Below are 21,135 nucleotides of genomic sequence, written 5' to 3'. Positions count from 1 at the left end.
AAAGCCGATCATCTCGCGCAGGAAATCTGCATCCGCGCTCTTTCCCACCAGCGCCTGCAGGTTCATCCTATCGTCGGTCATCGGGGTCTCCGTCGGTTGCGTTTCGCAACCCAAACCTATCCGAAGATCGCCGATGGCCACCCCTCAGCTACACTACCCAGTGGGGCACGACCACCGTACTCGACGCGAGCGAAAGGTGATCTTTCCTGATCGTGTCTGCCAGAGCCATCTCGACCTTATTGTATCGGCGTCATCGTCACGATCTGATCACTTATGCGAATGGCATCGTTCGAGATCGTGACCGTGCCGAGGACATCGTGCAGGACGCATGGGAACGGATCGACGCGGTCGAACGCGCGCAGCGTCTGGAACAGCCGCTACGCTATCTCTACCGTATTGTCCGCAACCTGGCGCTGGACGGCCATCGAAAGAGAATGCGAGACATCGCCGGCCCGATCTACAATGCCGACAGGGTGGTCGAAAGCATTGCTGATGACGCACCGTCTCCCGAGGCAGACGCCATCGCGCGGGACGAACTGCGTCGTGTGATCGACAGCATGAACGAGTTGCCTGATCGGACGCGGCGGGCCTTGTTGATGCATGCCGTCGATGGTGCCAAGATGCGAGAAATCGCGGAGCGGATGCAGATATCGATCGGCCTCGCTCACAAGCTGGTGTCGCAGGGAAAGGCCTATTGCGCGCAACAGGTGGATTGGCGCGGATGATCGGCATCGCGATCCCTTTGCGGGAATCCATATCGCTTGTCCTTCAGCCGCGGACTTCCTGCCCCGGGGGGACGGCGTTCCGCCGCCGCGGGGTCAGGCGAACATGACCAAGGCTGTGGAGCCTGTATCCGCCTATCAGGGGCCGGACTGGGATAGGGCGATCGAAGCGGCGGCTGAATGGTCCATTCGTCTGGACGAGGAGCCAGATGACCAGCCGCTGCGGCGTGCGTTCGACGTCTGGATCGCGGAACATCCGCTGCACCGCGATGCCTGGACACATGTCGTCCGCACGACCGAGTTGATTGTTCGGACGAACGGCCTCGCTTTCTTGCCGACGGGTGAAGCGTCCAGTCATCATACCCTCCATCGCCGCCCGTCGTGGCCGGTACGGCGTGTTTTCGCCGCTGCGGCAGCCGTGATCGCGCTCACGCTGCTGTCCGCACCGCAGCTCGCCAAATGGCTAAGCGCCGAACATCGTACCGGAACCGCCGAGCAACGGACGGTCACGCTCGCGGACGGCAGTATCGTGCGTCTCGCGCCGCGAAGCGCTGTCTCCGTCGACTATGCGGCGGACGAGAGGCGGGTGTCACTGCTGTCCGGTGAAGCCTATTTCGATGTGCGGCCGAATCCGTCCCGACCATTTCGCGTCTCGGCGCGAGGCACGACCGTTACCGTGCTGGGCACCGGCTTCGATGTTCGCCTGGGCGGGGAGGGGCAGGAAGTCGCCGTCAAGCATGGCCGCGTGCAGGTGCTCGGAGGCGGCACGTCGGCCACGCCACAACTCTTGACCGCGGGACAGTGGCTCCGCGTACCGTCGTCTGGAACGTTGGTGCGCGGCGCGATGGCGCCGGGCTCGGTCGGAGCTTGGTCGAACCGCAACCTGGTCGCGATCGATCGCCCGCTGGCCGAAGTGCTGGCCGATGTCCGCCGCTATTACGACGGATGGATCGTGTTGACCGACGACAGGCTCGGGGCTGCGGCGGTGACCGGCAGCTACGACATGACCGATCCCGCCACAGCGATCAGCTATATCGTGCAGCCGCATGGCGGGGTCGTCCGACAGATTTCGCCTTGGTTGATCGTGATTTCAGCCAAATAAAATCTATATATATCAAATTGATATAGGATCTCGGCGCTCCATCTCGAAATTTCCGTGAAAAAACCATCCGCGAATTCGTCAGTCCGCGGGTCCGCCGATGCGACGCATCGCCGGACGGGGATTCGATGGAAGGAGATCGCAGTGGTTCGGGGGCGGAAGATCGTCGCGCGTGACGCGGCAATACGGTTGATGATGCTGAGCATTGCCGCTGGTTCGATGATCGCGGCACCGCCGGTCCAGGCGCAAACAGCCGCAGCGCCACGCAATTTCGACATCGCGCCACAAGCCCTGGCTGACGCGATGATCGCCTTCGCCGCCCAATCCGGCTATCAGGTGACGACCGATGCCGCCATGCTGCGCGGCGTGCGTTCCGACGGCGTGCGCGGTACGTACACATCGCCGGAGGCGCTGAGCCGGTTGCTGACGGGCACGGGTTTCACTTTCCGCATCAATGGCAAGCTCGTCACGCTCGAACCCGCGCCGCAGGTGTCCGGCGGGGCGATCCAACTGGGCCCAGTGCGGGTGGAGGGCGAAACCGGAACCGGAACTGGCGGTGCCTTCAATGCCGTAAACGCCATGTGGCGCGATCCCGGCAGGACCGAGGGCACGAGATCCTACACCTCGAGCGCGACCGGCACCGCCGCGATGCCGCTTACGCTGCGCGAAACGCCGCAATCGGTCAGCATCGTCACCCGTCAGCAAATCACCGATCTGAACCTCCTCACCCTCAATGAGGTTCTGATGCAAACGCCGGGTATCGTCGTCGACCGTACCGACGAGCGCGTCTATTTCACGTCGCGCGGCTTCGACCTCAGTCCGATGATAGACGGCGTTCCCACTCTTGCCTTCCAATCGGTGGCGGGCGAGGCCAGCATGATCAGCACGGTCATTTATGATCGGGTAGAGGTGCTGCGCGGTGCCGCCGGCCTGCTGAACGGGGTTGGGTCACCAGGAGGGTCGATCAACCTTATTCGGAAACGACCGGGCAATATTGTAGCGGGATATCTGAATGTCGGCGTAGGATCGTGGAATCGTTATTTGATCGAGGGAGATATTGGCGGCCCGGTTGCTGCCAATGGCGCAGTGCGCGTCCGGGTCGCTGGCCAACATCGCGATGGCGCCAGCTTCATCGAGAACAAGCGTCAGCGGGAAGATGTTGTCTATGGCATCGTGGAAGCGGACCTCACATCCTCGACGATAGTCTCAATCGGTGGCCAGTATCAGCAAACCGCTATCATCGGCGCGAATTTCGGCCAGAATCCACTTTTCTACAATGACGGTCGCCGTATCGTGATTCCCCGATCCTACAATCTTTCGGCACCCTGGTCATATTGGGATATGACGACGAAGCGGGCCTTTGCGACACTGGAGCACCGGTTCGAAAATGGTTGGCAGGTGAAAGCCGATGCGGGCTATGTCCGCAACGAGCGTGAGCGCGCCAGCGCCGATGTTTCGGTTTATCCCAGCAACATCGACGCCGCCGACAATCAGAGCCTGATCACGCTGTTCGGAAACCCGGCATACAGCACGGGAAAATCTTTTGACATCCGCGCCAGCGGGCCGCTGCATCTCTTTGGCGCGGACGACCATTTGGTTATCGGCGCCAATGTCAATCGTTACAATGATGGACTGCTTCGATTGTCGTCACTTGTCGGCGGCGAGGAAGGAATTTACTTTCTTCCCGGTTTTTATGATGTCATCCCCAGGCATAACATTTTTGATATGCGGTCGATTGCTTGGCGCGATTTCCGTTTTCCGATCACTCCATCGCGCGGTAGAACCGCAGAAACGGCACTTTACGGTTCGCTTCGTGTAAAACCCGTGGCTCCCTTATCGATCCTGCTCGGTGGTCGAGTTACCCGCTATAGGAACGAAAGCTGGGATGGATCACCCGGCGCGGATGGCGTTCTGAAATATGAACTGTCGGGCAGTGTGAAAGAGGATGGGATATTTACCCCCTATGTTGGTACGGTGGTTGATATCTCGAGCCAAATATCGGCCTATGCGAGCTATACCAGCATCTTTCAGCCGAACGTGGAACGCGATCGCAACAACCGGGTTATTGCGCCGCGTCGCGGGAATAATTTCGAGATCGGGTTAAAGGGGGAGCATTTCGGTGGACGCCTGAACACGTCCATCGCGCTTTTCCGCATTGTCGAAGACAACCTGCCGGTTCTCGACGAGTTCGGGGAACTTCTTCCCAACGGCAGCCAACCCTATCATGCAATAAAGGGTGCGCGCAGTCGGGGAGTCGAGTTGACGGTTGCCGGTGAAGTTACGTCAGGTTGGCAGATCTCGGCAGGTTATACATTTACTGAGAAACGCGATCAGCAGAACGAACTGCTTAATACGCAGTATCCGAAACATATCTTCCGCGCCAACACCAACTACTCCCTGCCGGGCACGCTGAGCCCAATCAGCTTGGGAGGAAGCTTCCGTTATCAAAGCGGCATTTACTTTGACGAAATCTACGGCCTCGGTCGCGTTCGCCAAGGCGGCATGGCCCTGGTCGACATCAACGCGACCTACAGGATCGACGACCGGTGGAGTGCGTCGGTCAATATCGATAATATAACCGACAAAAGCTATTATTCAGGCCTTGGCGGCTATAATGGCTTTACCTATGGCGATCCTCGGAACGCTTGGCTGCGGCTGCGTTACCGATTCTGATCTTTGTTGTCCTCCGTGCCCTTTTCCATCCATGCCAGGTGCAGGTGGGCACCCCCAATAACCCTGGCGTGAGTTGGCCGAAGAGGATTCACGGCACGTGACAGCGGGGGGCGGTGATGCGACAGGTGGGATTGTTCGGACTATCGGAGCTGGTGAAGCTGGGCACCCCCATCAACGTGTCGTTTGGCGATGACGTGGGGTTAACGGCAGTATGGGATATGTAGCCGAGGGCCTGAACGAGCCATTTTCGCCCGTTCCTTGCCGTGAGACGTCGGCGCCGCGCACAGCTATCCCATGGCGGCACGGCGTTCGTGGAAGATCAGGCGGTCGATGTTATAGGCCAGGTTGGCGAGGGTGACCTTCACCTCGGCGCGGGCGATGCCGATGGTGCGGATGAACAGCCCCATCTGGTCCTTTTGCCGGGCAAAGACGTGCTCGATGCGGGCTCGAACGGCAGAGCGCTTCGCATTGGCCCCGGCGGTGCGCGGCGACATCGGCTTGCCCCTGGGTTTCTTGCGGTGGATGGGACTGACCCGGCCCATTGCCTTGAACCATGCTTCGTTGGCGCGGCTGCGATACGCCGTGTCCGCCCAGGCGTCGGAGGCGGTGTTGTCGCGGGTGACCACATCGCGCAACATCCGCCCGTCGAAGCGAGCCCCGTCGGTGACCTTGCCGCGTCGGATGAAACCGTAGCGCTGGCAGATCGCAATGCTGCTCTTGTCGCCGAAGCTGGGGATGGCGATATCGATCACGGCCTCGATTGCCCGGGCAATTTCAGGTTGGCCAGCGCTGTGCCGATGCAGTCTTTGGGCTTTTCGCACATCGACCAGCTGCCTGCGACGTTGCAGGAAATCAGCCAGACGCGCGGGCCGGGCTGAGCGCTATCGTGGCCGGCAGATCCAGCGCTGCGCCCATCTGCGCCAGGGCCCGGGCGTCGACGCGGTCGGTCTTGGCGAGCATGCCGATGGCTCTGGCGAACTCGCGAGCTTGGCGTGGATTGACGCGCGAGAAGGGATGGCCGCGCGCCGTCAGCGTGGCGATCAGGTCACCATCGCAGCCGCTGGTGGCTTCGAAGACGATGGGGGCATCATGGTCGAGCGTGTCGAGCCAGGCGGCGATAGCATCCGGCGTGTTGGCGACCTGCCCGATCCGGCCGGATGGCAGTTCACAAATGTCGATAAGCGCACGCGAAAGGTCGCAGCCGACAACGGGCTGTGGCATGGGTTAGGCTCCTGTCCATGTCGTGCGGGATCGGTAGTCCCAAGCAACTGGTCAGGGTTGATGACCAATGCGGAAGGGACTCTTGTTCCCTATCGGGTTCCAGACCCTCGGGGGGACAGGCTCCCTTCCGCAACCTCTTCATACCAGCATCATATCAGACAGGGGGGGGCATCGATGCCATTAATGGGGGCATGATCACTTCTAATTTGCCTGTAACCGGACTGACGCATAGCTTGCTCTTCGACGGAAAATTCCCGCTGGCGCTTTAGGGGGTCAAGACTGGGAATGTCGTCGAGCAGGAGGACGGCCGCGATCGTAACCATCTGGGAATCGATCGTTTTTTCGCCGTAGGGCGAGTCCGTTTTATCACAGGGTTCCGGTCGGTCATGTGCGCGAAAGTGTCGGCGCATGGGGTGGCGCGTGCCCTGAGAGGGGGATGATCATGATTGGTATGACTGCACATGTGCGCGCCTTGTTGGGGGCGGCTAGCCTTGGTGTCCTGGCGGCAGCCGGTGTCGCCTATCCATTGTCAGCCTCCGCCCAAGGGGCGCAGGCGAACGCCATAGACCTGCCCGCCATGCCCATGGCCGAGGCGCTTCAGGCGATCGCCGCACGGACGGGCGAGGCTATCAACTATGATCCCGATGCCGTCAAAGGCCTGACATCGAAGCCGGTGCGCGGAACTTCCAACGCCCGGCGTGCGGTCCAGGCGGCGATCCGCGGCACCAGCCTGGCCGTCATCCCGGGCGCGGAGCGCGGACTGGTCGTTGTCAACGATATCATCGTGACCGCCCGTCGCGACGAGGCCGAGACGAGCGTCCTGGTCCGTCAGGCGACGACGTCCGACCGCAATGGCCTGGGTCTGCGCAATCAGCCGCGCAACACGCAGGTCATTACCGCCAAGACGATCGAGGAACAGCAGGCGCTCAACATCACCGACATTCTGCGCAATGCGGGCGGCGTGTCGGTACTGGGCAACACCGGCAATGGTGGTGCCAGCTATACGATCCGCGGTTTCTCGGCGGGCGGTCTGGTCAACGGCTTGACGACGACGGCGCAATATGGCGTCACCGCAGGCGCCGACCAGCCGGTCGCCAATATCGAGCGGGTCGAAGTGTTGAAGGGCCCCGATGCGCTGCTGGCCGGGTTCGGCAATCTGGGCGGCAACATCAACGTCGTGACGAAAAAGCCGAGTGCCGAGGAACGGCTGGCCGTCGGTTTCGACACCGGGTCCTTCGGGCTGGTGCGCGGCGTGATCGACGCCAACAGGGCGATAACCGCCGACGACAAGCTGTCGGCCCGCGTGATCGGCAGCGTGCAGACGATGGATCACAATTACGGCGGTTACAACGGCAACAAGAACTGGTTGTTCGCACCATCGCTACGATACAAGGATCGTCTGACCGACATCGTAATCGGCGCAAGCATCAACCAAGACGCATCTGGTATCGGCGCCTATACGTTGTTCGATAACAAGTCGCGGCAGATCATCGATCGCGATCCGGCGGTGCCGATCCTCTCGTCAGACCAGGGGATTCGGATCAACACCCATCGATATTATGCCGATGCGACACGGCAGATCGTGCCGGGCATCGAACTCGTCCTGCGCGGTTCGCACGACGAAACCTTGCTGACGAACCGGGTGGCGAGTGTCGGTTATAGCAGCCGCACCGGCCTTTTGATTGCGACCCGTCAAGGTTCGCAGCAGAAAGGTTCATCCAATGCCTTTGATGGCTTCCTGCGCGTCAAGACGCATATCGGCGATGACGTGAAGGCCAGCTTCAATGTCGGCTATAACTATAGCGATGGTGTCACGGCGCAGCGCTCTGGACTGAACGGTATCACGCTCACGAACCCGCCGCTCGGTGCCAATACCACCGTTGTACTGCCGCCGTGGTCGCAGTTCGGCGGCGTGCTTGTCAATACGACCGGCAAGCAGGAAGGGGTTTACGGCCAGGCGCTGATTGAATTCTGGAGGATCAAGATTCTGGGCGGCGTTCGCAAGAACTGGTTCGAAACCACGTCGCAGAATTTCTTCGCCGGTCCGTCGGCAGTCCTCGTGCAGCGTAAGAATGGCGTGTCGCCGAGCGGCGGCATCATATTCGATGTGACGAACAATTTTTCGATCTTCGGCAATTATGCACGAGGGGAGCAGGCCGTATTCACGACGGCCAAGGATGGCTCCATCCTGCCGAACATCATTACCACCAACAAGGAAGCGGGGGTCAAACTCGATCTCTTCGGCAGGCGCGCGACGATAAACGCGTCCTATTTCGACATCCAGCAGGACAACATCATCATTCGCGATCCCGCAGACCCGACCAACCTGTTTCCGGGGCCGGGGCAGCGGGGGCGCGGCCTCGACCTGAACATCGCCGGGCAGTTGCTGCCGGGCTGGTCGGTTCTGGCCTCGCTGACGCGCACCAAATATGCGCTGCTGACGACCAATACCCTGCAAACCGTCGTCGCGAACCAGCCGCGCGATACGTACAGCGTCTATTCGTCCTATCGCACCAAGATTTCGGACAGCGTCAAGGGCGGCGTATCGGCCGGGCTGTACGGACGGTCGAGTTCCTTTGCGAACCTGCTGGGACAATATGTCGTGCCGGCAGCCCGACAGGTCGACGCCAATGCGTTCGTGAGTGTCGCCGGTTTCGACATCAACGTCGGCATCCGCAACATCTTCGACCGGAGAAACTACGGATCGACCAGCGTCTTCACGTACGTTCCCGTCAGCGAACCGCGCAGCGTGCGTGTCAGCATCTCCAAGCGCCTGTTCTGATCGGGTAAACGCCAACCATGATGCCACCCCCAGCCAATGTCGAGGAGGCCCGCCGCGAGGCGGGTCTCCAGCCCACCCAGCCCGCACGCGAACGCTGGGCCCATGCATGGCGGCTGAGCACACGCTATTTCGTGTCGGACGACTGGAAATGGGCGTGGTTCCTGGTCGCATGCTATTGCGCGGTCGAGGTCGGCACCACCTATGCTTTGCTGTTGGCCAATCAGTGGCAGCGCAGCTTCTACGATGCGATCGAGCAACGGCAGGGCGGGCTGCTGGTATCGTTGGTCGTCGCCTTCTCGATGATCGTCGTTCTTCAGGTCGGGACGGCATTCGCCCACAATATCGTCGGATGGACATTGTCGATCCGGTGGCGCCAATGGCTGACCGAATGGTATCTGGGCCGCTGGTTCGCACGCGATCGATTTTATGAGATCGAGCGGTTGCGGATGATCGACAATCCCGACCAGCGTATCGCCGAGGATGTGAAGGAATTCACGTCGATGGGCCTGGTCTATGGCACATCGCCGCTCAGCATCGTCATCGCGCTGGTGTTCAGTGTGGTGCGGGCTATCGCTTTCCTGACCATCCTGATGCAAACCTCTTCGCCGATCAGCATTCCCCTGTTCGGCTACCGCATCCCGCTGCCGGGCGGCGATCTGGTGTGGTTTGCAATCGTCTATGTCGTGTTCGGCACGGTGTTCATCACCTGGATCGGCAAACCGTTCGTCCGGCGGCGGATGCGCGAACAGCATTATGACGCGGATTTCCGCAGCGACCTGCTCCACGTCCGGCGTAACAGCGAACAGATCGCGTTCTCGGGCGCGAAGGACATCGAGCAGAACGGGCTTCGCATTGCCTTCGCCAACATCCGGCGCAACTGGTATCGCCTGATGCTGGCCAATGCCGGTTTGCAGGCGGGCCAAGGCATCTATGGGCAAGTGATGGGCATCGTGCCCCTGTTCCTGACCGTCTCCAAATATTTTGCCGGTGCGATCACCTTCGGTCAGGTGCAGGCTGCCCGAGATGCGTTTACGCAATTCTCGTCCAACCTTTCCTATATCGTCCTGGCCTATCCGAGCATTGCTCGTCAGATTGCCAACTTCAATCGTCTGAAGGCGCTTGACGATGCAATCGACTATGAGCGGCCGCGCGGCATCGGCTTCACGCCCGGCGGCACGCTCGAAGGCGTCGCGATCAGCGCGACGGGTCTGATGCTACGCCGCCCCAATGGCGCGCCGTTGATGGAAGTGGCCGACTGGACGATCCGCGATGGCGAGCGCTGGGTGATCGAAGGGCCTTCGGGCACCGGCAAGACCACGCTGCTCCGCGCCATCGCTGGGCTATGGCCCGATGGGTCGGGTCAGGTCGCGATGACCAATCGCGGTTCGGCGATGCTGGTGCCGCAGCGGCTTTACCTGCCGCTCGGCACGCTGAAGAACGCCATCTGCTTCCCGGACCGGGCCGAGGATCACGACGACGCGACGATTGCCGCGCTGCTGGAACGGGTGCGGCTCGACGCGCATGTCGATGCGATGCACGAACTGCGCATGTGGCAGGACGAATTGTCGCCCGGCGAGCAGCAGCGCGTGGCGCTCGCCCGCATCCTGCTCCAGCGGCCAACCCTGCTGGTGCTGGACGAAGCGACGAGCGCGCTGGACGCGGACAATGCCGCGTATTTCTATCGATCCGTGCTGGAGGCGATGCCCGGTGCGACCATCGTCAGCGTCGTCCATAACGAGAGGCTGGCGGCCTATCATACGCACCGCCTGACGTTGCATCATGGCCACGCCACGACCGCGCCGATCGGAGACGCCGAATGACGATGTTGTTGACGCAGAGCGAGGCGGCGCTGCGTGAGGCGGCACAGCGTGCGGTCGAGTTGGCGGCCAGACATGGGGCGCGGGCGCGCGCCTCGGTCCGTCACGAGGGGATCGCCAAGACCGCGATGCGTGACGGCGAAGTGGAGACGGCCGAACGCAGCGGCAGCCAGAATCTGGCCCTCACCGTGTTTCACGGGGGGCGGCGGGGATCGGCCTCGACGGCCGGGCTCGACCGCGCGGCGATCGAGCGGGTGGTCGAGGAGGCGATGTTGATCGCCGGGCATGTTCAGCCCGATCCCAGTGCGGACATGCCCCCCGCCGACGAGTTGGCCTTTTCGGGCCCCGCACCGCTGCTTTACGCCGACAGCGAGCGCAGCCCCGAGGCGATGCTGGAGGCGGCGAGCATGATGGACCGGATCGCGGCCGGGATCGCGACATCCGACAGCCGGCTGCGCGCGGGCGAATCGGTGGCGGTCGCGACCGAAGGACTCTGGGCGTTGGCGACCAGCGACGGATTCTGCCGCAGCGTGATGCGTTCGAACGACACGCGCTGGACGGTCATGCTGGCGCAGGACGAGGGAGGCAGCACCTCTGACTTCTGCCAGTCGCAGGAACGGCGGGTGGACGCGCTGTCGTCCGCGGAAGATCTTGCGCGAACAGCCGCCGACCGCGCCCGCAGCGCGCTGGGGGCACGCGCGATCGACAGCCGTCGCTGCCCGGTGCTTTTTGAGCCGCGCATGGCTGCGACGCTGGTCGGTGAACTGGCGGGCGCATTGACCGGCGCTGCGCAATATCGGCGGATGAGCTTTCTGCCCGATCCGATCGGGCGTATCATAGTCGCGCCGCACCTCAGCTTGCACGAGGATCCGTTCGAACCGCTAGGGCTGGCCAGCAGCGGCTTCGATGGTGAGGGGATCGCCGGATCGGCACGCCCTATCATACGCGACGGCGTGGGCGCAGGGCTGTTCATGTCGAGCTTTACGGGGCGCAAACTGGGAATGGCATCGACCGGCAACGCCGACGGCTATCATAACCTGGAACTGACCAGCACCTCCGACAGCGGCGATTGGAACGAGATGTTGCGGATGCTGGGCACCGGCCTGGTCGTCACCCAGTTCCAGGGCGGCAAGACCGATCCCGTCAGCGGCAACTGGACGCAGGCGGTGCGCGGGCTCTGGGTCGAGGGCGGGGAGATCGTTCATGCCGTCACCGATGTAACGCTGGCCGGGACCATGACGGCGATGCTGACAGGCATTCGTGCGGTCGGCCGGGACGTCGAGCGGACGGGCGCGATCCGCACCGGCTCGATCCTGATCGGCGACATGCAAGTGGGAGGCAGGGCATGAACGGCGGCGAAAGCGCGCTCGACCGGGCGCGTGCCGGCTTGCTCGGCCCCGCAGGACTGGACGAGGCGGCGATTGGACGTGCGCTGGGCCAGCTGGCGGGTGGCGGAGCCGATCTGGCCGATCTGTATTTTGAGACGACGGCCATGCGCAGTTGGCAGTTGGAGGGCGGTCGCGTCACCCAGGGCGGCTTCTCCATGCGGCAGGGCGTCGGTGCCCGCGCGGCGCATCGCGGCCAGGTCAGCTTTGCGCATTCGGCCGATATCCGCGAGGGCGCGCTGCTCGACACCGTACGCGCGGTGCGGACGCTGGCGCGTCACGGCGATGCGGGGCGCCGGCCGCAGGGGATCGCTCTGAACCGTCATGCGGGCAGCCACGATCTCTATCCCGCGATCGATGCGGTCGCGGGCGAGGATGCGGTCGCGTGGATCGCGCTGCTGGAGCGGGTTGACCAGCTAGCCCGCGGGACGGACCGGCATATCGTCCGGGTCGATGCCAGTGTCCGCCTGACCGATACGACGATCCTGGTCGCCGAAGCCGATGGCCTGATGGCGGGCGATGTGCGGCCGATGACCATCCTGTCGATGGTCGTGATCGCCGAGCAGGACGGCCGTCGCGCTCGCGGACAGGCGGGACTGGGGCGGCGGGGCGGCCTGGAGGCGTTCGACACCGCCGAAGTCGACGCGATGGTCGCCACCGCGACGCGCATGGCGCTGAACAATCTCGATGCGGTTCCCGCGCCGGTTGGCGAGATGCCTGTCGTGCTGGGGCCGGGCTATCCCGGCGTTCTGTTCCACGAGGCGGTCGGGCACGGCCTGGAGGGCGATCATCACCGCAAGCATCTGTCCGCCTTTGACGGCAAGGTCGGCGAGCGGATCGCGGCACCCGGCGTCACCGTGATCGACGATGGCGGGCTGGCGGGAAGGCTGGGCTCATTGGGCATCGATGACGAGGGTACGCCGCCCGACCGCACCATATTGGTCGAGGACGGGGTGCTGACCGGGTTGATGCAGGACCGATTGAATGCGGGGCTGATGAACGCGCGCTCGACCGGCAATGGCCGTCGCCAGTCCTATGCGCATCTGCCGATGCCGCGCATGACCAACACCTTCCTGGCCAATGGCACCGCCGACCCGGCCGACATCATCGCCTCGATCGACCGCGGTATCTACGCGACCGAATTCGACGGCGGGCAGGTTGATATCGTTACCGGCCGCTTCAACTTCACCACGATCGAGGCATGGCTGGTCGAGAAGGGACGGCTGGTCGCCCCGGTCCGCGGCGCGACCCTGATCGGCGTCGGGTACGAGGCACTTCGCCACGTCTCGATGATCGGCAACGATCTGGCGCTCGACACCGGCATGGCGACCTGCGGCAAGCAGGGGCAGTCGCTGCACGTCAGCGTCGGGCAGCCCACGCTGCGCATCGATAGCATGATGGTCGGCGGACAGGCCGGCTGAACCCCAAGATTTCCTAAAGGACGACGTAACATGCGTAACGCGACAGAGCAGGATTTTGACGAGATCGTCCTGAAGAACGACAAGCCCGTGCTGGTCGACTTCTGGGCCCCCTGGTGCGCGCCATGCAAGGCACTGGCCCCCACACTGGACGAGATGGCCGAGGAATATGACGGCGAGATGGAGATCGTGAAGGTCGATGTCGACGCCAATCCAGGACTTGCCGAACGATTCGAAGTGCGCGGTATTCCGCTCCTGTTGATCGTGAAAAATGGCGTGGAGGCCGCGCGGACCGTGGGAACGGTTTCACGCAGCCGGCTCGACGCCTTTGTCGATGCGCATGTCGGGGCGGAATAATGCCGATCATCGCATTTCACGGTGATAGCGCGGTCAAGGCAAAGGCACTGGAGCGGCTGCGACATCATATCGCGGCGGGCAGCTTCATCTACTTCCCGGCCTGGGAAGACGGCAAAGCCAATGTCATCGGTGCCGTCGTCGGTGCCGACGACACGCCAGCCTTTGCCGAAATGCTCGGCTATCCGGTCGCGCTGGCCGACACGCTCCCGGTCCTCATCAACGGCTTTCGCCCGCAGGACGAGGCGGAGCGTTTCGCGGAGGCGTGGCTGGAGCGGACGCCGGTCGGGGCCGACCTGACGTGGATCGTCTCGCAGCTCATACTCGATCTGTTGAACCACCCCGAACTGACCGCGATGACCGAGCGACATCCGAATATCGAGCAGGCTCGGCAGACGATCGTGGCGCTGCATGACGGCGCGATCAAGGGCGCCGAACCCGACCGAAAGATGTGGAAGGCTGCCCGCATGGCCGCCGTCGCCGCGACCGACAGCCTGGGCGAGACTGCGCTTGATCGTCGGGCCGGGCAGGTGATCGAGGCGGCGGCTTGGCCAAGCACCATGCGAACGGTGTTGCGCGACACACTGACCGCATCGGGGACGCTCGAACTGTATCTCGACCTGGCCAGGATGGGCTGGACCGAGGAGGAGGAAAGCCGCGTCTTCCATATCCGAAAGCAGGCGGAAGCGGATCAGTACAAGGCCGAGTTTTCCGGGGTTGGCCGCGTGCTGGCGATCCTGGATGCCGACCATCCCGCCCTGGGCGACCGTTTCCGCATGCGACTGGAGCGGGTGGAAGCATCGAACCAGCGCTATCGGACGATGGGCTGGAAGACCATCGAGATGATGGAACGCGCGCCGCGCGCCGCCGAGCCCAGCTTTCACCCAATGGGATTGGAATGACAATGCCGGCGATGACCGGTCCGAGCACGCGGCACAGCAGGATTCTCATCATCGGCTCCGGTCCGGCGGGGTATACCGCGGCCGTCTATGCCGCCCGCGCCGCGCTGTCGCCGATGCTGATCGAGGGGCCGCAGCCCGGCGGGCAATTGACCATCACCACCGAGGTCGAAAACTGGCCGGGCGATGAAAGCGTGCTCGGTCCCGATCTGATGGCGCGGATGGGCGAGCAGGTGCGCAAGGCGGGTGTCGATGTGGTCAGCGATCTCATCGTCGAGGTTGACCTGACCCGTTCCCCGTTCCTGGCGGTCGGCGACGGTGGCACGCATTATACCGCCGATACCATCGTCGTGGCGACGGGCGCATCGGCGCGCTGGCTGGGGCTGGACAGCGAGACCGAATATCGCGGGCGTGGCATGTCGGCCTGTGCGACATGCGACGGCTTTTTCTATCGCGGCCGAACTTGCGCGGTCGTCGGTGGTGGTAACACGGCGGTCGAAGAGGCGCTGTACCTCACCAATTTCGCCGAGAAGGTCTATCTGATCCATCGCCGCGACACGCTGCGGGCCGATCGGACCAACCAGGCTCGGCTCCGTGCCAATCCCAAGGTCGAAATGATCTGGAACGCCGAAGTCGCCGAGGTGCTGGGCGATAGCAGCGGCGTGACCGGTGTCCGCTTGCGCGATACCCGTGACAGCACGTTGTCGGACCTGGCGCTGCATGGGCTGTTCGTCGCGATCGGCCATGATCCCGCCACTGCGCTGTTCAAGGGGCAACTGCATATGGATGACGAGGGCTATATCCTGGTCACGCCCGGCTCGACCGCGACCAGCGTACCCGGCGTGTTCGCGGCGGGCGATGTGCAGGACAAGCTGTTTCGCCAGGCGGTCACCTCTGCGGGGATGGGCTGCATGGCCGCGCTGGAGGCCGAGCGATATCTGGCCGGACACAATATTCATGCGATCGCCGCCGAAGGCGCCGATTCCGGCCTGCTGGTCTGAAAGGGACATAGGATCATGACGAACCCGCTGCTCGACACGCTGGCGTTGCCACATTTCGGCGATATCCGCCCCGACCAGATCGCGCCAGCACTTGACCAGGCGATTGCGGACCACCGCGCGGTCGTCGCCAGGATCGTCGAGACCCGGCCGACCGGCTTCGCCGAGGCGTGGATGCCCCTTGAGCGCGCCGATACCGTGATCACGGGTATATGGTCGGCGGTCTCGCATCTTCACGGCGTCGCGGATACGCCCGAACTGCGCGCCGCCTATGCCGAGGGTCAGGCGCGTCTGGTCGAGAACCAGCTTCAGGTCATGCAGAATCTGGCGCTTTATGAGGTGCTGGTCGGAATCACTGAGACGGCGGAGTTCGATACCCTTTCGCAGGCGGATCGGGCCGCCGTCGAGCATAGGATCCGCGATTTCAGGCTGTCCGGCGTCGCGCTCGCGCCGGAGGACCGCGCTCGCTTCGCTGCGCTTTCGGTGGAACTGTCGCGGCTGTCGACGGCGTTTGGCAATGCCGTCCTCGACGCGACCGACGCCTGGTTCGAACATGTCGAGGACGAGGCGACGCTCGCCGGGCTTTCCAGCGCCGACATGGCGATGTTTGCCGATGCGGCACTGGCGAGAGGCCTGTCCGGTTGGGTCGTCACGCTCCAGATGCCCAGCGTCAACGCGGTCCTGACCTTTGCCGAGGACCGGGGGTTGCGGGAACGGGTCTATACCGCATCATCGACGCGGGCCTCCGACCAGGGTCCGCATGCCGGGCGTTTCGACAATTCGACGCGAATCGCCGACATTCTCGCGCGGCGGCATGAGGCGGCGCGACTACTTGGCTTTTCCGATCCGGTCGAATGGTCGCTCGCGACCAAGATGGCGCCGAATGCGGGCGAAGTCCTGGCCTTCCTGCGCGATCTTGCCGCTCGCGCGAAGCCCGCCGCCGAGCAGGAGATTGCCGCTCTGGCTGATCATGCTGCAAAGCATCTGGGTATCGCCGATCTTCAGCCCTGGGATGTCGGCTATGTCGCGGAGCGGATGCGACAGGCCCATTATGCGATCGACGAGCAGCAGGTTCGCGCGCATTTCCCCGTCGAGCGTGTCGTCGAGGGGTGGCAGCGCCTGCTCTGCCGGCTGTTCGGTATCCGCTTGATCGCGCGGCCCGAGGTCGCGGTCTATCATCCCGACGCCTGTTACTACGACGTGGCGGATGAGGAAGGCACGGTATTCGCCGGCGTCTATGTCGACCTGCATGCGCGTCCGGGTAAGCGCGGCGGGGCGTGGATGGCACAGGCGCGACCCAGGCTGAACGACGGCAATGTCCGGCGGGTGCCGGTCGCCTATCTCGTCTGCAACTTCGCACCGAAGACGGAAGGCCACCCCGCGCTGCTCAGCCACAAGGAGGTCGTCACCTTCCTGCACGAGACAGGGCATTGCCTGCATCACCTGTTCACCCAGGTCGACCGCCCCAATGTCGCCGGCACGAGCGGGTTCGAGTGGGACGCGATCGAGCTGCCCAGCCAGTTGATGGAGGATTTCGCTTGGGACCGCGATATCCTGCGCGACATGTCCGGCCATTATGAAACGGGCGCGCCAATTCCTGATGCCGTCTTCGATCAACTGACCGGCGCGCGCCATTTCCTGTCGGGCATGTTCATCGTGCGGCAGGTCGAGTTCTCGCTGTTCGACCTGCTGCTGCATCTGGGCACGTTGGGCAGCGATCCGATCGAGGTGATCGAAGCGGTGCGTGAAGAGGTGGCGGTGGTGCATCCTCCATCCTGGCACCGCTTCCCGCACGCCTTCACCCATATCTTCGCAGGTGGCTATGCCTCGGGCTATTATAGCTATCTCTGGGCCGAGGTGCTGGCCGCGGACGGTTTCCAGCGCTTTGCCGAGGCCGGGGTGATCGATCGCTCTGCCGCGGAGAAGTTTCGTGTCGAAGTCCTGTCGCGCGGTGCCAGCCGCCCGGCGGCGGATAGCTTTCGCGCATTCCGCGGCCGCGATGCCGACCCATGCGCGATGCTGATCCGGCATGGATTGTCCGTTGGCGCCGCCGTGGCATGACGGCCATAGCCGGCCTGTGGAACTGATCGAGATCGCAACTTTCGTGTATTTGGGGCCAAGCTTCGCGGACGGAAAATCGGCGGAGCCTGTATTAAGCAGATGTCTGGTGGAGTTGAGTTTTCATGACCGTTGATCGCCACGATGCCGCCGCATGCGCCTGGCGGGCGGAGGCCATCCGTCGGATCGAGGCCGATTACAACAGGTCTGCCGACACCCATCTGATCCGGCTGGACCTGCCGCGCTATCCCGGGATCACTCTGTATCTCAAGGATGAAAGCAGTCATCCGACTGGCAGCCTGAAACATCGGCTGGCGCGGTCGCTGTTCCTGTATGCGCTGTGCAATGGCTGGATCGGGCGGGATACCTGCATCATCGAGGCATCGTCGGGATCGACCGCCGTCAGCGAAGCATATTTCGCGCGCATGCTGGGTCTGCGTTTCATCGCCGTGGTGCCCTCCTCGACTGCTGCGCCGAAACTCGACGCGATACGCTTCCAAGGTGGCGAAATTCATACTGCGGACGATCCGCGGACGGTTTACGATGTCGCGCAGCGGCTGGCGAATGAAACGGGCGGGCATTATCTCGACCAGTTCACCTATGCGGAGCGTGCGACGGACTGGCGCGGCAATAACAACATTGCCGAAAGCATCTTCGCCCAGCTCGCGGCCGAGGAGAGCCCGATCCCGCGCTGGATCGTCTGCGGCGCGGGGACCGGAGGGACGTCGGCGACGATCGGGCGTTTCATCCGCTATCAGCGGCACGAAACTCGTCTGTGTGTCGCCGATCCCGTTCACTCGATCTTCCATCGCCATTACGCCAATCCGGCCGAAGTGGCGCTGCCCGAGGGCTGCGCCAGCCGTATCGAGGGGATTGGTCGCCCGCGCGTCGAGCCCAGCTTCGTTCCAGCGGTAATCGACCGGATGATCGCGGTCGAAGATGCCGCGAGCATAGGCGCGATGCGTGCCCTGTCAAAGCGTCTGGGGCGCAGGGTCGGAGGCTCTACCGGTACGAACCTCGTGGCCGTTTCGCGACTGGTCGAGGAGATGGCATCCTGCGGCGAAACCGGTTCGATCGTCACGATTCTGTGCGACGGTGGCGATCGATATGGCTGTACCTATTATGACGATGCCTGGTTGGAGGCGGGTGAAGTGGACTGGCGGCCGCATGAAGCCGCGATGGACGCTCTATTCGCCGGGTGACGTCGAGTGGGACATAGTCGGAAAAATATTTCCGACCTCAGAGCCCGACCGAAATTGATTTGAGCGATTTCAGCCAGTTGTGATTGACCGCGGGTTGCGAAGACCATGGAGACCTCATGGGCTGGACCGAAATCGCCCGACGCCAGCATGACAGAAGGGGGCTGTACTATGCAAGCGACTGCGCGAACCGGGAATGGGCGACCATCGATCCGCTGCTGGCCCGGACGACCAAGGTAGGCCGACCGCGCTTGGATGCGCGACAGCGGCCTGCTCGATGCGATCGACGCAGTGTTGGTGGCCGGGGTACGTGTCGCCGAAGGCCGCGAGGCCGAACCGACCGCAGGCATCATCGATTGTCAGTCGGTCAAGTCCCCCGAAGCGGGTGGGCCGCGCGGCTATGACGCAGGCAAGAAGATCAAGGGGCGCAAGCGCTATATAGCGACCGACACCGCCGGCAACCTGCTCGACGCTCTAGCGGTGGTGATATCGGATGTTTTGCGGGCATCTATCCACCTTTGCCAGCTATCTCGGCAGTGTGAAGGTCTTTCTGGCGTCGCTCGCCTGCTCCCGAACGACGCATCCCTCGGCATGATCGTTGATGAGGCCCATGGCCTGCATGAAAGCGTAAACAGTCGTCGGCCCGACGAAGGACCAGCCACGCTTCTTCAAATCTTTCGACAGCGCAATGGATGATGAGGATGTTGATACGGTCTGCGGTGAGGCCAATTCCTCCGGTCGCGGTTCGAAGCGCCAAACATAAGCCGCGAGCGATCCCTGCTGCCTGACCAACTCCTGCGCTCGCATGGCATTGTTGATGACAGCGGCGATCTTGCCGCGATGACGAACAATGCCTTCGTCCTTCAGTAACCGCTCCACATCTGCATCAGTGAAGTCGGCGATCTGGCTGAAATCGAAACCACGGAAAGCGGTGCGGAAGTTTCCCCGCTTCGCAAGAATGGTGCGCCAGCTCAAGCCCGATTGAAATCCTTCGAGGCACAGCTTCTCGAACAGGCGATGGTCATCATCGACGGGAAAACCCCATTCGGTGTCGTGGTAAGCGAGGAATTCGGGCGCGGCCGCGCACCAGCGGCAACGGGGGCGTCCGTCTGGACCCGGGATCGTCGTGCTCATCTCTCAGTCTTTCAGAAAGGCGAGCCGTTCGTCGGTATGGCCCGGTGTGATGGTGAGGATTTCAGCGCTGACGATCCCCTCGGCGACGAATGGGTCATCTTGCACCCGAGCCTCGATCTCTTCAGGAGACGCATTGTGCGCGAGGATCGCACCCCCTGCGCTTGGCTGAAGGCTCCCGGTTAGCAGGAAAACGCCATCGTCGAGGCCGCGTTTGATCCAAGCGTTGTGCCCATCCATGAACAGGGGCGCTTTGATCTTGTCAGCAAAGCGAAGGGTGATAACGAACATGGTCGCTCCATCAGGAGGGTTGGCGGACATTGGGGATTGAACCGACCGGGCATTGGGCGAGCAGCCACGCCTCCATGTCCCCGACTTCGCGGCGGATAAACTCTTCGTCTCGGAAGGCGGTGGCAAGCGTCGCGACGCCCTGGCTGCGCATCAGAACGTGGAGGGCCAGCGCGTCGGCATCCTCTTCGCGCCCGAGCCTGGTGAATTGTCGGCGGAGCCAGTCGCGGAACAAGGTGAACAGACCGGTCGCGTCGTCCTTCGCGAGGTGATCCAGCTTCGCCAACTCGTTGCAGAGCGTTCCGACCGGACAGCCATAGGCCATGATCTTGGCTTGGTTCGTGATGAGGATGTGGACGAAGGTGCGGATGCAGTCTGAGGGGGAAGCCGCATCCTGCTCCCAGGCCTCCAGCATGGCGCGGGTATTTGCCATGCGCTGCGCGATCACCGCGTCGAGAATCTCGTTCTTGGTCTTGAAGTGGTAGTAGAAATTGCCGCGCGAGAGGCCCACATCCTTGGCGATATCGGCAAACGACGTCGCTTCGAAGCCATGCTCGTAGAAGAGCCGGTCGGCGACATCCACGATCTGCTGGCGGGTTTCGCTGGCACCCATATCTGGCCTCCACGATCATGGCGCGGAAAACAAAAGCCGTGAACTACGCCGTAGGGCATTTGACCTATGAATTTTTAGGGCAAGCGTCCTACGCAGTCAATAGCGGCGGACGGAACATTCGCGCGGCGTTATGACCGGCGCGGTGGAAAAGCGTACCATGGAGGGAAAAGGGCGGCGATCGGCAGTAGATCATTCACTGGATCGGCGAATTTAGCCAAAATGCGGTATAAGGTAGGACCCGAACCACGGATTATTAACCGGATGGTGAGACTTGCCGTCTCCTGCTGCTCTATGAGAGCATTGGAGGTGGCATTTCGTGGGGCAGACCAATCTCAAGCAGGCACTGGAGCGCTGTCCCCCGTCAGCACCACTGGCACAGATTTGAGGTTGTGAGTTGAGGAGGATCTGGGCTTCGTCGCAGTGACGAAGGAACGAAGATGAAGCCCAGATCCTCCAACGTGAAATTGCCAGCGAAGGC

General features: G+C 62.7%; 17 protein-coding genes and 1 pseudogene. 13 read left to right on the top strand and 5 right to left on the bottom strand.

Features of this window, described 5'->3' with window-relative positions; genetic code table 11:
• Positions 1-212: 212 nt before the first annotated feature.
• The 3 genes from ABDV78_RS18355 (at position 213) to ABDV78_RS18345 (ending at position 4,494) form a co-directional block, all read left to right on the top strand.
• Positions 213-725: a sigma-70 family RNA polymerase sigma factor gene (locus tag ABDV78_RS18355; RefSeq protein ID WP_343528927.1), complete on the top strand. Its 513-nt coding sequence runs from the start codon at positions 213-215 to the stop codon at positions 723-725.
• 103 nt (positions 726-828) lie between these two features.
• Complete coding sequence (locus ABDV78_RS18350) at positions 829-1,824, top strand: FecR family protein (RefSeq protein WP_343528926.1); 996 nt, start codon at positions 829-831, stop codon at positions 1,822-1,824.
• A gap of 189 nt (positions 1,825-2,013) precedes the next feature.
• Positions 2,014-4,494: a TonB-dependent receptor gene (locus ABDV78_RS18345; RefSeq protein WP_343528928.1), complete on the top strand. Its 2,481-nt coding sequence runs from the start codon at positions 2,014-2,016 to the stop codon at positions 4,492-4,494.
• Between the two features lie 287 nt (positions 4,495-4,781).
• Here ABDV78_RS18345 and ABDV78_RS18340 read toward each other — a convergent pair whose 3' ends face one another.
• Both ABDV78_RS18340 and ABDV78_RS18335 read right to left on the bottom strand, forming a co-directional pair.
• Positions 4,782-5,246, bottom strand: a complete 465-nt coding sequence (locus ABDV78_RS18340) for a transposase (RefSeq protein ID WP_343528925.1) — start codon at positions 5,244-5,246, stop codon at positions 4,782-4,784.
• A 100-nt stretch (positions 5,247-5,346) separates the two neighbouring features.
• Positions 5,347-5,715: a transposase gene (locus ABDV78_RS18335; RefSeq protein ID WP_343528924.1), complete on the bottom strand. Its 369-nt coding sequence runs from the start codon at positions 5,713-5,715 to the stop codon at positions 5,347-5,349.
• Between the two features lie 451 nt (positions 5,716-6,166).
• On the opposite strand from ABDV78_RS18335, the gene ABDV78_RS18330 reads away from it, so the two are divergent.
• The 10 genes and pseudogenes from ABDV78_RS18330 to ABDV78_RS18285 form a co-directional block, all read left to right on the top strand.
• Entirely contained in the window at positions 6,167-8,497 is a 2,331-nt protein-coding gene (locus ABDV78_RS18330; RefSeq protein ID WP_343528923.1) for a TonB-dependent receptor, read from the top strand.
• Positions 8,498-8,514: 17 nt separating this feature from the next.
• Positions 8,515-10,317 (top strand): ABC transporter ATP-binding protein/permease, encoded by a 1,803-nt coding sequence (locus tag ABDV78_RS18325; RefSeq protein ID WP_343528922.1) that lies wholly within the window; start codon positions 8,515-8,517, stop codon positions 10,315-10,317.
• Positions 10,314-11,663, top strand: coding sequence for a metallopeptidase TldD-related protein (locus tag ABDV78_RS18320; protein WP_343528921.1), 1,350 nt, complete (start codon positions 10,314-10,316; stop codon positions 11,661-11,663). Before ABDV78_RS18325 ends, ABDV78_RS18320 begins: the two co-directional genes overlap by 4 nt.
• Positions 11,660-13,120: a metallopeptidase TldD-related protein gene (locus ABDV78_RS18315; RefSeq protein WP_343528920.1), complete on the top strand. Its 1,461-nt coding sequence runs from the start codon at positions 11,660-11,662 to the stop codon at positions 13,118-13,120. The genes ABDV78_RS18320 and ABDV78_RS18315 overlap by 4 nt, the downstream gene beginning before the upstream one ends.
• A 30-nt stretch (positions 13,121-13,150) precedes the next feature.
• Positions 13,151-13,474 carry a thioredoxin gene (trxA, locus tag ABDV78_RS18310; protein WP_343528919.1) on the top strand — a complete coding sequence of 108 codons (324 nt, stop codon included), beginning with the start codon at positions 13,151-13,153 and terminating at the stop codon, positions 13,472-13,474.
• On the top strand, positions 13,474-14,373 hold the full coding sequence (locus tag ABDV78_RS18305; RefSeq protein WP_343528918.1) for a hypothetical protein: 900 nt from the start codon (positions 13,474-13,476) through the stop codon (positions 14,371-14,373). Before trxA ends, ABDV78_RS18305 begins: the two co-directional genes overlap by 1 nt.
• An 11-nt stretch (positions 14,374-14,384) precedes the next feature.
• Positions 14,385-15,371 (top strand): thioredoxin-disulfide reductase, encoded by a 987-nt coding sequence (gene trxB / locus ABDV78_RS18300; protein WP_343528917.1) that lies wholly within the window; start codon positions 14,385-14,387, stop codon positions 15,369-15,371.
• 15 nt (positions 15,372-15,386) lie between these two features.
• Positions 15,387-17,429, top strand: coding sequence for a M3 family metallopeptidase (locus tag ABDV78_RS18295; protein ID WP_343528916.1), 2,043 nt, complete (start codon positions 15,387-15,389; stop codon positions 17,427-17,429).
• A 122-nt stretch (positions 17,430-17,551) separates the two neighbouring features.
• Entirely contained in the window at positions 17,552-18,628 is a 1,077-nt protein-coding gene (locus ABDV78_RS18290) for a PLP-dependent cysteine synthase family protein (protein WP_343528915.1), read from the top strand.
• A gap of 116 nt (positions 18,629-18,744) precedes the next feature.
• Positions 18,745-19,102, top strand: a pseudogene (locus ABDV78_RS18285) (IS5/IS1182 family transposase); the annotation flags it as partial.
• Positions 19,103-19,150: 48 nt separating this feature from the next.
• Here the strand turns inward: ABDV78_RS18285 and ABDV78_RS18280 are convergent.
• From ABDV78_RS18280 to ABDV78_RS18270, 3 genes are read right to left on the bottom strand one after another with little or no spacing between them, the layout of a single operon-like run.
• Positions 19,151-19,759 (bottom strand): DNA-3-methyladenine glycosylase I, encoded by a 609-nt coding sequence (locus ABDV78_RS18280; protein WP_343528914.1) that lies wholly within the window; start codon positions 19,757-19,759, stop codon positions 19,151-19,153.
• A 3-nt stretch (positions 19,760-19,762) separates the two neighbouring features.
• A complete protein-coding gene (locus ABDV78_RS18275; protein ID WP_343528913.1) occupies positions 19,763-20,047 on the bottom strand; it encodes a YciI family protein in 285 nt (94 codons plus the stop codon).
• A 10-nt stretch (positions 20,048-20,057) separates the two neighbouring features.
• The gene (locus tag ABDV78_RS18270; protein WP_343528912.1) at positions 20,058-20,657 is read right to left on the bottom strand and encodes a TetR family transcriptional regulator; all 600 of its coding nucleotides are present in this window, start codon (positions 20,655-20,657) and stop codon (positions 20,058-20,060) included.
• Between the last annotated feature and the right edge of the window lie 478 nt (positions 20,658-21,135).

The organism is Sphingomonas sp. (assembly GCF_039594485.1).
Classification (GTDB): domain Bacteria; phylum Pseudomonadota; class Alphaproteobacteria; order Sphingomonadales; family Sphingomonadaceae; genus Sphingomonas.
This window is presented reverse-complemented; position numbering and strand designations above follow the sequence as displayed.

Excerpts from the sequence above, each read along its gene's own strand:
- ABDV78_RS18290 (WP_343528915.1), top strand. The coding sequence starts at position 17,552 with ATGACCGTTGATCGCCACGATGCCGCCGCATGCGCCTGGCGGGCGGAG.
- ABDV78_RS18275 (WP_343528913.1), bottom strand. The coding sequence starts at position 20,047 with ATGTTCGTTATCACCCTTCGCTTTGCTGACAAGATCAAAGCGCCCCTG.
- ABDV78_RS18325 (WP_343528922.1), top strand. The coding sequence starts at position 8,515 with ATGATGCCACCCCCAGCCAATGTCGAGGAGGCCCGCCGCGAGGCGGGT.
- ABDV78_RS18335 (WP_343528924.1), bottom strand. The coding sequence starts at position 5,715 with ATGCCACAGCCCGTTGTCGGCTGCGACCTTTCGCGTGCGCTTATCGAC.
- ABDV78_RS18345 (WP_343528928.1), top strand. The coding sequence starts at position 2,014 with ATGATGCTGAGCATTGCCGCTGGTTCGATGATCGCGGCACCGCCGGTC.
- ABDV78_RS18320 (WP_343528921.1), top strand. The coding sequence starts at position 10,314 with ATGACGATGTTGTTGACGCAGAGCGAGGCGGCGCTGCGTGAGGCGGCA.
- ABDV78_RS18350 (WP_343528926.1), top strand. The coding sequence starts at position 829 with ATGACCAAGGCTGTGGAGCCTGTATCCGCCTATCAGGGGCCGGACTGG.
- ABDV78_RS18315 (WP_343528920.1), top strand. The coding sequence starts at position 11,660 with ATGAACGGCGGCGAAAGCGCGCTCGACCGGGCGCGTGCCGGCTTGCTC.
- ABDV78_RS18270 (WP_343528912.1), bottom strand. The coding sequence starts at position 20,657 with ATGGGTGCCAGCGAAACCCGCCAGCAGATCGTGGATGTCGCCGACCGG.
- ABDV78_RS18305 (WP_343528918.1), top strand. The coding sequence starts at position 13,474 with ATGCCGATCATCGCATTTCACGGTGATAGCGCGGTCAAGGCAAAGGCA.
- ABDV78_RS18280 (WP_343528914.1), bottom strand. The coding sequence starts at position 19,759 with ATGAGCACGACGATCCCGGGTCCAGACGGACGCCCCCGTTGCCGCTGG.
- ABDV78_RS18330 (WP_343528923.1), top strand. The coding sequence starts at position 6,167 with ATGACTGCACATGTGCGCGCCTTGTTGGGGGCGGCTAGCCTTGGTGTC.
- trxB (WP_343528917.1), top strand. The coding sequence starts at position 14,385 with ATGACCGGTCCGAGCACGCGGCACAGCAGGATTCTCATCATCGGCTCC.
- ABDV78_RS18295 (WP_343528916.1), top strand. The coding sequence starts at position 15,387 with ATGACGAACCCGCTGCTCGACACGCTGGCGTTGCCACATTTCGGCGAT.
- trxA (WP_343528919.1), top strand. The coding sequence starts at position 13,151 with ATGCGTAACGCGACAGAGCAGGATTTTGACGAGATCGTCCTGAAGAAC.